The organism is Trichlorobacter ammonificans (genome assembly GCF_933509905.1).
Classification (GTDB): Bacteria; Desulfobacterota; Desulfuromonadia; order Geobacterales; family Pseudopelobacteraceae; genus Trichlorobacter; species Trichlorobacter ammonificans.
The window spans coordinates 2,969,867-2,981,017 of the sequence record NZ_OW150024.1 but is presented as its reverse complement, the minus strand read 5'-3'; the positions used below and the strand labels follow the sequence as shown (position 1 = coordinate 2,981,017).

Here is an 11,151-nt window from a genome sequence, read left to right as displayed (position 1 = left end):
AAGTCCTGACAAGGAGCGGCGACCGATGGCGTTTCGTACGATTGAATGGCGTGATGACGCAGTGGTGATGCTGGATCAGACCCGCTTGCCCGCAGAGGAGATCTATAACCGCTATACCGATTTTACCTCGGTTGCCGAGGCGATACGGGGGATGGTCGTGCGGGGAGCCCCGGCCATCGGGGTGGCCGCAGCCATGGGTATTGCCCTGGGAGCACGGGAGATCGTCGCCGATACTGCGGAATCGTTTTTCCGGCAACTGGAGAACGTCTGCCAGGTGATTGGCCGTACCCGCCCCACGGCGGTGAACCTTTTCTGGGCCATTGACCGGATGAAGCGGGTCGCCGAAGCGGCCCGCGGCGGCAGTCTGGAGGATATCCGCACCGCGCTGCGCCGCGAGGCGATCCTGATCGAGCAGGAGGATCTGGCCATCTGCAAGGCCATAGGCCAAAATGGCGCAGAGCTCATTCCCCATGGGGCAACGGTGCTGACCCACTGCAATGCCGGTGGTCTGGCCACCGCCGGTTACGGCACGGCCCTGGGGGTAATCCGGGCAGCCCAGGAGGCGGGAAAGAACATCAGGGTTTTTGCCGACGAGACCCGTCCCTGGCTGCAGGGAGCGCGGCTTACCGCCTGGGAGCTGATGAAGGACGGTATCCCGGTGACGCTGATCGCCGACAACATGGCCGGTTTCTTCATGGCAAAGGGAGAGATCACCTGCTGCGTAGTGGGAGCTGACCGGATCGCCGCCAACGGCGATACCGCCAACAAGATCGGCACCTACACGGTGGCGGTCCTGGCACGAGAGCACGGTATTCCCTTCTACGTGGCAGCGCCGGTCTCGACCCTCGACCTTTCCTGCAGCGACGGCAGCCGCATTCCGATCGAGGAGCGTCCTTCCACGGAAGTGACCCATATCCGCGGCCTGCCGATCGCACCCGAAGGGATTGGCGTACGCAACCCCTCCTTCGATGTGACGCCTGCCCGGTATATTACCGCCATTATTACGGAAAAAGGGGTGGTTCGCGGGGATTTCTCCAGCCAGCTGGCTGCGCTGGGCGGCGCCTGACCGTGCCCGGCAGCCGCTTCGATCATCGCTTTTCCTGGGTCATGGCGCTGGAAGACGAGCCGTCCCGGCACCAGGGGCTCGTGCAGTTGCTGGAATCATCGGGGTTTGCCTACGGGTCGCGTTCCGCAACCAATCTGCTGTTGCTGGACGGTTTCTCCATCGAGACGCTGCTGAAAATTACCCTGGCGGCACTGCATACACCGTCGCCGGACATGGCGCTGAACGGATTCGAGCGCCTGGCCGGCGTGGTGGAGCGCAGTCAGCTTGTCGCGGTGGTTGCTCATCGCCGTCGCCTGACGCAGTTCATGATGCTGTGCGGCTCCTCCCCGTTTCTGACCAACCTGATCTATCGGGAACCCCGCTTCTTCACCCGCCTGTTCGTTGGAAATGAACTGGAGCAATCCCGCAGCCGGTCTGAGCTGCTGGGCTCCCTGCGCCGTGACCTGCCGGAGCAGGCGGATATGGCGCTGCTGATGAAGACGCTGCGCTGCTTCAAGCGATTCGAGATTCTGCGCATCGCTGCCCGCGACCTAAACGGCCTTGCCTCCCTTGAAGAGGTGACCAGGGAACTGTCCGATCTGGCGTCCGCCACCCTGCAGGTTGCCCTTGAGACCAGCCAGAGTCTGCTGGTCTGTGAGCATGGCCTCCCCCTGACTACGGAGGGGCGGCAGGCGGCCATGACCGTCATCGGCATGGGCAAGCTTGGTGGTCGGGAGCTCAATTTTTCGTCGGATATCGACATTATCTATTTCTATGAAACCGACCAGGGGGAGACGGCGGGGATTGACGACGGCCGGGGCGGTCGGAAAGGGGTCGTGTCGCTGCATGCTTTTTTCAACAAGCTGGCAGAGCTGACCACCCGGGCCATGCACCAGATCACCGAGGATGGTTTCGTCTTCCGGGTGGATGTGGGGTTGCGGCCCGAGGGGAAGTCAGGGGACATGGCGGTGTCGCTCCGCTCCGCCGAAATATACTATGAATCCTGGGGCCAGTCCTGGGAGCGGACCGCCATGCTGAAGGCACGGCCGGTGGCCGGTTCGAAGGAGTTGGGGGAACAGCTTCTGCAGACCCTGTCCCCCTTTGTCTATCGCAAGTACCTCGATTACACCCTGATCGAGGATATGAAGCTGATGAAACAGAAAATCGATGCTTCCCTGGCCCGCAACCGCGAAGGAGAGCAGAACCTCAAGCTGGGCCGGGGCGGTATCCGGGAAATCGAATTCTTCATTCAGGCCCTGCAACTGGTCTATGCCGGCAAGACCGCGAAGCTGCGGGAGCGCAACTCCCTGTTTGCCCTGGAATTGTTACGGGAGGCGCGACTGATCAGCGAGGAGGACTGCCGGCATCTCAGCGAGGCCTACCGTTTCCTGCGCACGGTGGAGCACCGTATCCAGGTGGTGCAGGAGCGCCAGACCCATAGTCTCCCCGCCAAAGAGGACGAGATGATCGCCCTGGCCCGGCGTTGCGGTTTTTTGCGGGAAAACGGGGTCCAGCGGTTCCGGGAGGTGCTGGAACAGCACCGCAGTCGGGTCTCGGCCATCTACGGCGGCCTGTTTTACGAGCAGGAGCAGACGGCACAGCAGCAGGTCAACCCCGAGATCCTGTACCTGCTGGATGCCAAGGCCGACCCGGACCTGGTCAAGGATATGCTGGCCCAGCGGGGACTGGAGGATGTGGACCGGGCCTTCGACAATCTGGCCATGCTGCGGGGGGGGGCGCTGAAGCGCAACACCACGGAGCGAATCCGCCGTATTCTTTCCCGCATCGCTCCTCCCTTTCTGCAGGCGCTGCTGGAGTCCCCCGATCCGGATATGGCCCTGGCCAGCACCGAACGGTTCTTTGCGGCGGTGTCGGGCCGCTCCGCCACCTTTGCCCTGCTGGCGGAGAACCGTGAAGCGCTGAAGCTGCTGGCGACCCTGTTCGGCACCTCGGAGTTTTTGTCCAAGATCCTGATCAGTCATCCGGAGTTGCTGGAAGCGATGGTTTCCCGTACCTACGCCTCCATGGTAAAGCCACGAGAGGTGATGAGTGAGGAACTCTGCGCCCTGCTGCTGCAAGCGGAGGATTTCGAAGCACAGCTGGACGTGCTGCGGCGGTATCGGCACGAAGAGTTTCTGCGCATCGGTCTCAACGATATTCACGGCCACCTGAGCCAGGGAAGCATTACCCTGCAGTTGACCTCCCTGGCGGAGGTCTGCCTGGAGGCGGCCTTCGGCATCGCCACGGCTGAGCTGGCCCGCTTCGGCCGTCCCTGCTATCTGGAGGAAGGGAGAAGCGTTTCCGCCGGCATGGCGATCATCGGCATGGGGAAAATGGGAGGCCGGGAACTCAACTATCACTCCGACCTGGATATCATCTTTATTTACGACCGCCAGGGGATGACCGACGGCGGCAAGCAGATCACCAATCATGAATATTTCGCCAAACTGGCCCAGAAACTGATCTCGGTGCTCTCCACCCAGACCCGCGAGGGGTACGTCTACAAGCTGGATACCCGCCTGCGCCCCTCGGGTAACGCCGGCCCCCTGGTCACGTCACTGGAATCCTTTGCCCAGTACCACCGGAACGAAGCCCAGGTCTGGGAGCGGCAGGCTCTTTCCAAGGCGCGCGTGGTGCTGGGAGAACCGGAACTGGCCGGCAATATCGCCGAGGTACTCAGTCAGGCGGTCTTCGGCGCCAGTCTGGATGACGAGGGTCGCCGCGAGATCCACCGTCTGCGAATGCGCATGGAGAACGAGATCGCCAGGGAGCGGGAGGGAGCCTACAACATCAAGACCGGCCGGGGCGGGATGGTGGATGTGGAGTTCGTCGCCCAGTACCTGCAACTGCGCCACGGCTGGGACCATCAGCAGCTTCGCATCGTCCGCACCGTTGATGTCATTAACGAGGCCGGCGCCCTGGGGCTGTTGCTGCTGGAGGATGCCGAGGCGCTGGTCAGCGGCTACAAATTTCTGCGCAAGCTGGAGAACCGGCTGCGTCTGATCCATGACCACTCCATCAACGACCTGGGGGGAGACCAGCGTTATCTGGATAAGCTGGCCAGGCGACTGGGCTACGATCCCAAGCTGCGCCATCCCGGCCGGCAGCTGATGCAGGACTACGGGGAAACAACGGAAAAGATCAGAAACGTCTATGACCGGATACTGGGGGACCAGGCCGGTGCCGAAGAGGAGAAAACACCATGACTATTGCCGAACAGGTAGCAACCATAGCCCACAACGCCCGTCAGGCCTCCTTCGCCCTGGCCCGGCTCTCCACCAGCGTCAAGAACCGGATGCTGCTGCTGATGGCCGATGCCCTTGAGGCCGCCACCGAAAGCCTGGTGGTGGAAAACCGCAAGGATCTGGCAGCGGGCCGGGACAAGGGACTGTCGGAGGCGATGCTGGACCGCTTGATGCTGGACGGGAAGCGGATCACCGCCATGGCCGACGCTCTGCGGGAAGTGGCTGCCCTTCCGGACCCGGTGGGTGAAGTGACCAAAATGTGGAAGCGGCCCAACGAGCTGATGGTGGGCAAGATGCGGATACCGCTGGGGGTGATCGGTATCGTCTACGAGTCGCGGCCCAACGTGACCGCCGATGCCGCCGCTCTCTGCCTGAAGTCCGGCAACGCCGTGGTCCTGCGTGGCGGCTCCGAGGCGATCCACTCCAACCGCGCCATTGCGTCACTACTGCAGGGAGTGATGAAGGAACTGGGCATACCGGAAGCGGCCCTGTCGCTGATTCCGTTCACGGAACGGGCGGGGGTGCTGGAGATGCTCAAGCAGGAGGAGCTGATCGACCTGATCATACCCCGCGGTGGTGAGAGCCTGATCCGTTTTGTGGTGGAGCACTCCCGTATTCCGGTGATCAAGCACTACAAGGGGGTCTGCCACGCCTTTGTTGATGCCAGCGCCGACTTTGCCATGGCGACGAAGATCATCATCAACGCCAAGACCCAGCGGCCAGGCGTTTGCAATGCCCTGGAAACACTGCTGATCCACCGTGATGTGGCGGCTGCCTTCGTGCCGATGCTGGCCGAAACCCTGGGGGATCTGCAGGTGGAGCTGCGCGGTGATGACGAGTTCCGGCGCTACGCCCCCCAGGCGGCGCTCGCCACGGAGGATGACTGGGCCGCAGAGTACCTGGAGCTGATCCTGGCCTGCAAGGTGGTGGGTGACATGGACGAGGCCATCGAGCATATCAACCGCTACGGCTCGCTGCACAGCGAGGCAATCATCACCAGCGACTACGCCAATGCCCAGCGGTTCATCCGTGAGGTCAACTCCTCCTGCGTGCTGGTGAACGCCTCCACCCGCTTCAACGACGGCGGCCAGTTGGGGTTGGGGGCGGAGATCGGCATCTCCACCACCAAGCTGCATTCTTTTGGTCCCATGGGGTTGGAGGATCTGACCACCACCAAGTTTATCGTCTATGGCGACGGCCAGGTGCGGCAGTGAAGACGCGACTCCGTGTGAACTACGCCGTATCGCCCCACCGTTTGAAGAGCGTGTGGGGGACGCCGGCCTGATCCAGCACCTTGCCCACCACGAAATCCACCAGTGCATCCAGGGAGGCCGGCTGATGGTAGAAAGCCGGCATGGCCGGTACGATCCGGGCGCCGGCCTGCGACAGGCGCAGCATGTTTTCGAGGTGGATGGCGGAGAGCGGTGTTTCCCGCGGCAGCAGGATCAGGGGGCGGGCTTCCTTGAGCATGACGTCGGCGGCCCGTTCGATCAGGCTGCCGGAAAGACCGGCGGCTATCCGCCCCAGGGTACCCATGCTGCACGGAGCCACGATCATCAGGTCCGGTGCGGCGGAGCCGCTGGCTTCCGGCGCCCAGAGATCGGCGGAGTCGCGGAAGTTCAGCCGTTCCGGTGACGTCTGCCAGCGGGTCGTCAGCAGCCGGGCGATTTCCCCTGGCTCTCCCGCCAGTTCCACCCCGGTTTCGAAACGACAGACCCCGATGCCGCTGGGGCTGGCCGTCATGGTCAGTGTCACCCCACTCTTCAGCAGTTCTTCCGCCAGCCGCAGCCCGTAGATGGCGCCGGAGGCGCCGGTGATGGCAAGCAGTATCCTCATTGCATCTTCTCCCGTCATGCCCGAAGTTGTCCCATACTACCTCAACTTTCCCTGAAAAACATACCGCGCTGGTGCTGTTATGAAAAGAATCAGCTGCTGCTGAATGCCTGGGCAGCCTCTGCCGTCGGCGCTGCCCGTTTGGGGCAGGCTGGCGGCGTGCCTGATGGGGTGTTGAGGTGTAGGTGGCTTAAATTGTTACACTTGTTCGGGGCGCGGCGTGTGGTGATGAAATTGGCATGCTTACTGTTACGGTCGTGAGGCGTGTAGCGACACAATGACCGGCAACAAACCACACCCCCAAGGAGGAAACATCATGAAGGCATTTACCCGCTCCCTGCTGGCAGCAGCACTGACTCTCGTCTGTTCCGGCGTCGCCATGGCGACGCCGTCCGGCCAGATCTGGATTCCGTCCACCGACGCAAAAGGTTTTAAGGAAGTCAACATCAGCATCGATAACTACGTCCGCTTTTCCGACAATGCCAATGCCGGCTCCAACTACTACAATGCCGGCGTGACCGTCGGCGTGCTCCCCTTCGAGAAGTTCAAGCTTGAGATCGGCGTTGATTTTCTGACCGACGGTGGTGGTTCCGTGGGGGCTCAGCACCCGGCCTACTTCAACTTCAAGGGTGCCATTCCCGAAGATGCTTTCTTCAAGGGCCAGCCGGCTGTTGCCGCCGGTATGTTCGGCATCGGCACCTTTGATCGCGGGGCGACCGGCGGCAATACCACCTCGAACATTGCCTACGGGCTGGTTGCCAAAACCCTGCCGGTGGTGGGACGGTTCTCCGTCGGCGGCTACCACGGCGCCGAGAAGAATCTCGGTACCAAACAAAATGTCGGTCTGCTGGCGTCCTGGGACCGGACCATCAGCGAAATTTCGGACAAACTCTGGCTGGGCGTGGACTATATGAGCGGCAATAATGCGTTCGGCGCCATCTCGGTGGGGGCCGCTTGGACCTTTACCCCCAATGTGTCGGTGCTGGTGGGGGCCAACGTCTACAATCCCGGGCAAACCACGCTGTATGGCGGCAAGCCTACCTTTACCACCCAGCTGGATATCAACTTCTGAGCGACAGCAAACATTCGGCAGGAAAACGACGGGGAGCCTTGTGCTCCCCGTTTTTTGTTTTATACTGCTGAAAGCGTCAGCATACTCCCCGTTTTATTGAGACCCCGCATGAAAAAACAGCTCCCGCGCATCCTTGCCGGCAGCGCCCTGGTGCTGCTCTCCCTGCTGTATGCTGCCGGCCTGCTTCCTTTGCGCTTCCTGCACCAGCTTGAGCTCTGGAGTTACGATCATCGTCTGACCATGACCATGCCGGAAACCCGGGATGACCGGATCGTGATCGTGGATATCGATGAAAAATCCCTTGCCGAGGTGGGACGCTGGCCCTGGAGCCGCAACGTGGTGGCGCGGATGGTGGACCAGCTGTTCGACCGTTACCAGGTGGCGGTGGTGGGGTTCGACGTCGTGTTCGCCGAACCGGATACCAGTTCCGGCATCCGGCAACTGGAACAACTGGCCCGCGGCCCCCTCAGGAAGAATGAGGCATTCAGAAGGGAGCTGGCGCGGGTGCGGGACACGCTCGATTACGACGCCCTGCTGGCTTCCCGTTTCAGAAATCGGCCGGTGGTGCTGGGCTACTACTTTGTCGGCGAGGCCCAGGGGGCGCGGACTGCCGGTGTCCTGCCGGCCCCGGCGATATCGAGGGAGCGGGCAACTGCGGCGGTGCGCGGCATTGCCGGCAAGCACGGCTATGGTGCCAACATTCCGGTGTTGCAGAAAGCGGCCGGGCTGGGGGGGCATTTCAATCCCGACCCCGACCATGACGGTGTCACCCGCCGGGTGCCGATGTTGCAGGAATACAAGGGCAGCTATTACGAATCCCTTTCCCTGGCAGTGCTCAGGGCCATGTTCGGGCTTCCGGAGCTGCTGCCCGGAACTCCTCCGGGAGCGCCGGACGTGCTGGAGTGGCTGCAGGTGGCTGATCTGAGGATTCCGGTGGATGGCCGGGCCAGCGCCCTGATCCCCTACCGGGGAAGCCAGGGGAGTTTTCCCTATATCTCTGCCGCGGATATTCTGAAGGGACGCGTCAAGAAAGAGCAGCTTGAAGGGGCCATCGTACTGGTGGGGACCACGGCGCCGGGGCTGATGGATCTGCGCTCCACGCCGGTATCAGCCGTCTACGCCGGGGTGGAGATCCATGCCACCATGATTGCCGGGATTCTCGACCAGACTATCCGCCATGCTCCCGGCTATGCCCGGGGGGCGGAGCTGGCGACCCTGGCGCTCGGCGGACTGGTGCTCAGTCTGCTGTTGCCGTTTCTGGGGCCGTTGGCATCGCTGGGGGTGACGGTGACGGTGCTGCTGGTGGCCGGCGGCGTCAACTGGCTGGCCTGGCGTTCCGGTCTGGTGCTGCCCTTGGCCTCCCAGATGGTGCTGTTTCCCGTGCTCTACGCCTTCAATGCCAGCTACGGATTCCTGGTGGAGTCCCGTTCCCGCCGTCAGATCACCGGTCTGTTCGGTCAGTACGTGCCGCCGGAAATCGTGGGCGTGATGAGCAGGGACCCGGAGCATTTTACCATGGAGCCGGAAAGTCGTGAGATGACCGTACTTTTTACCGACGTGGTGGGATTCACCGGTATTTCGGAAAAGCTCACGCCCAAAGAGCTGGCCCAGTTCATGAACGAGTACCTCTCGGCCATGACGGCCATTATCTACGAGTATGGCGGTACGGTGGACAAATATATCGGCGACGCCATCATGGCTTTCTGGGGAGCACCCTTGCATGATCCGGATCATGCCCTGCACGCGGTGCAGGCGGCAACGGCCATGCGAAGACGGATGGCGTCCCTCTCCCGGGAGATGGCGGAGCGTGGCTATCCCGACCTGCAGATTGGCGTCGGCATCAACAGCGGACCGATGCGGGTGGGCAACATGGGGTCAAGCTACCGGGTTGCCTACACGGTTATGGGCGATGCGGTCAACCTGGCCTCCCGCCTGGAAGGGCTGACGCGGCAGTACGGCATCTGGCTGATCGCCGGTCAGGAAACCAAAAACAGAATCAACGGGTTCGCCTGGCGGGAGCTGGACTTGGTGCGGGTCAAGGGCAAGGATCAACCGGTGGCCATTTTTGAGCCCTGCGGCGATGAAGCGGCGCTTGAAAAAGAGTATTTGAATGATATAACGGCGTTTAATGAAATGGTGCATGCCTATCGCCTGCAGCAGTGGGATCAGGCCGAGGGAATGCTGCAGCATCTGGCGGCGGGAAGACCTGATCGCGGACTGTATGCGCTCTATCGGGACCGCATCCGGCAGTATCGGCTGAAACCTCCAGCCACCTCCTGGGACGGTGTCTGTACCTTTACTATCAAATAAAACGAGGTTGTCATGAAAAAGCAGCTGCTGCTGGGTGCGATCGGTCTTGCGCTGTGTGCCGCGCCCCTGTGGGCCGAAGAGACGGTGGTGCCGCGCTTCGACATCAATCGTATCCAGCTTGAGGGGAATACGGTCCTGCCGGCTCCGGAGGTTGCCGCCATCCTCAAGAAATACACCGGACCGCAAAAGGACTTCGGCACCCTGCAGGAAGCGATGGATGAGCTGGAATCGGCCTACCGGGGGCGGGGCTACACCCTGGTAACCGTGATTCTGCCGGAACAGGAGCTGGAACGGGGCACCGTGGTCATGAACGTGATCGAGCCGGTGGTGAGCGAGATTCTGGTGGAGGGCAACCGGCACTACAGCCGCGACAACATTCTCAATGCGCTTCCGACCCTGAAGGTCGGTGTTCCTCCCAGGGTCGCCGCCATATCCGAGAATCTCCGGGCAGCTAATGAGAATCCGGGGCGCAAGCTTACCCTGCAGTTCAGGGCCGAGGAGAAGGAAACCGAATTGAAGGCGCAGGTACAGGTGCAGGACCAGAAGCCCTGGAAAGTGGCATTGAGCGGCGATAATACGGGGAGTACGCAGAGCGGGTATTACCGGACGGGATTGACGCTGCAGCACGCCAATCTGTGGGATCGGGACCATGTGGCAACCTTGCAGTACACCACGTCGCCGGACCATGTTGAAAAGGTCAAGATCATCAGCGGCGCCTACCGGATTCCGCTGTACGGCCTGGGCGACACCATTGACCTGTTCGGTGGCTATTCCGATGTGGACAACGGCAAGATCGCCGACGTCATTTCCGGCGGCAAGGGTATTGTCAGCGGCGTGCGCTACAACCTGATGCTGCCGAGGATCGGCGCATATGAACAGAAGCTGATTCTGGGATTCGACTACCGTTTCTACGACAACACCCTGAAACTGGGGGCAACCGATTTCAACCTGCTGGCACCGGATCACGTGGTGCATCCGTTCAGCATTGCCTATGGCGGCAGCTGGTCCAGCGATATCTTCGCCTTCGAGGGCTCCCTGGGAGTCGTGCATAACGAACCGTGGGGGGGGCAGGGTACCAGGGACTATTACGCGCAGGCCTTCCAGGTCTCCCGGCCGGATACGGTTGTCGATTACTGGGCGTTTCGTTACGGCTTCAACAAGCTGATCTACCTGCCCAACGACTGGCTGCTCCGCTCGTTCGGCAGCGGGCAGTACACACCTGATCGCCTGATTCCCGGTGAGCAGCTCGGTCTGGGGGGAGCGAACTCGGTTCGTGGCTACGAGGAACGTGAAGAATCGTGGGATGCCGGGTTCAGCGGGAGTATCGAACTCTATACGCCCGATATGGCCAGACTGCTTGCCGTGCCGCGCACACAGTTCCGCCTGGCCGGTTTCTTTGACGGCGGCGTTGGCTATAACCTCAGGGCCAAGCCCGGAGAGCTGGAATCCAATTCCTTAACCAGTGCAGGCGTCGGCTTTCGCCTGGGTATCGGTGACCTGTTCAGCTTCAGTCTGGACTGGGGACATGCGTTGGACAACTCGTCAAACACACGGCGGGGCGGCAATGCGGTCCACTTCAAGGGAGCGCTGGTGTATTGATGCCGGCCCGGCCACCGGGCGCTTTCTTCGCGCCCTGCGACCGACCG

The 11,151-nt window shown here is 61.8% G+C and carries 7 protein-coding genes; 6 read left to right on the top strand and 1 reads right to left on the bottom strand.

The window, feature by feature from the left end; genetic code table 11:
• The first annotated feature begins 25 nt into the window (after positions 1-25).
• Genes mtnA through RAK07_RS13630 form a run of 3 tightly spaced genes read left to right on the top strand, consistent with a single transcriptional unit; the run spans position 26 to position 5,504 of the window.
• Positions 26-1,066 carry an S-methyl-5-thioribose-1-phosphate isomerase gene (gene mtnA, locus RAK07_RS13640; RefSeq protein ID WP_305733382.1) on the top strand — a complete coding sequence of 347 codons (1,041 nt, stop codon included), beginning with the start codon at positions 26-28 and terminating at the stop codon, positions 1,064-1,066.
• A gap of 41 nt (positions 1,067-1,107) precedes the next feature.
• Entirely contained in the window at positions 1,108-4,251 is a 3,144-nt protein-coding gene (glnE, locus tag RAK07_RS13635) for a bifunctional [glutamate--ammonia ligase]-adenylyl-L-tyrosine phosphorylase/[glutamate--ammonia-ligase] adenylyltransferase (RefSeq protein ID WP_305733523.1), read from the top strand.
• Positions 4,248-5,504, top strand: coding sequence for a glutamate-5-semialdehyde dehydrogenase (locus RAK07_RS13630; protein ID WP_305733381.1), 1,257 nt, complete (start codon positions 4,248-4,250; stop codon positions 5,502-5,504). Before glnE ends, RAK07_RS13630 begins: the two co-directional genes overlap by 4 nt.
• Positions 5,505-5,523: 19 nt before the next feature.
• On the opposite strand, the gene RAK07_RS13625 is transcribed toward RAK07_RS13630, so the two are convergent.
• The gene (locus RAK07_RS13625) at positions 5,524-6,126 is read right to left on the bottom strand and encodes a UbiX family flavin prenyltransferase (RefSeq protein WP_305733380.1); all 603 of its coding nucleotides are present in this window, start codon (positions 6,124-6,126) and stop codon (positions 5,524-5,526) included.
• A 313-nt stretch (positions 6,127-6,439) separates the two neighbouring features.
• On the opposite strand from RAK07_RS13625, the gene RAK07_RS13620 reads away from it, so the two are divergent.
• From RAK07_RS13620 to RAK07_RS13610, 3 genes are all read left to right on the top strand, one after another.
• Positions 6,440-7,195, top strand: coding sequence for a hypothetical protein (locus RAK07_RS13620; RefSeq protein ID WP_305733379.1), 756 nt, complete (start codon positions 6,440-6,442; stop codon positions 7,193-7,195).
• Between the two features lie 108 nt (positions 7,196-7,303).
• A complete protein-coding gene (locus tag RAK07_RS13615) occupies positions 7,304-9,505 on the top strand; it encodes a CHASE2 domain-containing protein (protein ID WP_305733378.1) in 2,202 nt (733 codons plus the stop codon).
• A 12-nt stretch (positions 9,506-9,517) separates the two neighbouring features.
• Positions 9,518-11,104: a ShlB/FhaC/HecB family hemolysin secretion/activation protein gene (locus RAK07_RS13610; RefSeq protein WP_305733377.1), complete on the top strand. Its 1,587-nt coding sequence runs from the start codon at positions 9,518-9,520 to the stop codon at positions 11,102-11,104.
• Positions 11,105-11,151: the final 47 nt, after the last annotated feature.

What these genes read in the sequence shown, in the direction of transcription:
- mtnA (WP_305733382.1), top strand. Translation starts at nt 26, where the DNA reads ATGGCGTTTCGTACGATTGAATGGCGTGATGACGCAGTGGTGATGCTG.
- glnE (WP_305733523.1), top strand. Translation starts at nt 1,108, where the DNA reads ATGGCGCTGGAAGACGAGCCGTCCCGGCACCAGGGGCTCGTGCAGTTG.
- RAK07_RS13630 (WP_305733381.1), top strand. Translation starts at nt 4,248, where the DNA reads ATGACTATTGCCGAACAGGTAGCAACCATAGCCCACAACGCCCGTCAG.
- RAK07_RS13625 (WP_305733380.1), bottom strand. Translation starts at nt 6,126, where the DNA reads ATGAGGATACTGCTTGCCATCACCGGCGCCTCCGGCGCCATCTACGGG.
- RAK07_RS13620 (WP_305733379.1), top strand. Translation starts at nt 6,440, where the DNA reads ATGAAGGCATTTACCCGCTCCCTGCTGGCAGCAGCACTGACTCTCGTC.
- RAK07_RS13615 (WP_305733378.1), top strand. Translation starts at nt 7,304, where the DNA reads ATGAAAAAACAGCTCCCGCGCATCCTTGCCGGCAGCGCCCTGGTGCTG.
- RAK07_RS13610 (WP_305733377.1), top strand. Translation starts at nt 9,518, where the DNA reads ATGAAAAAGCAGCTGCTGCTGGGTGCGATCGGTCTTGCGCTGTGTGCC.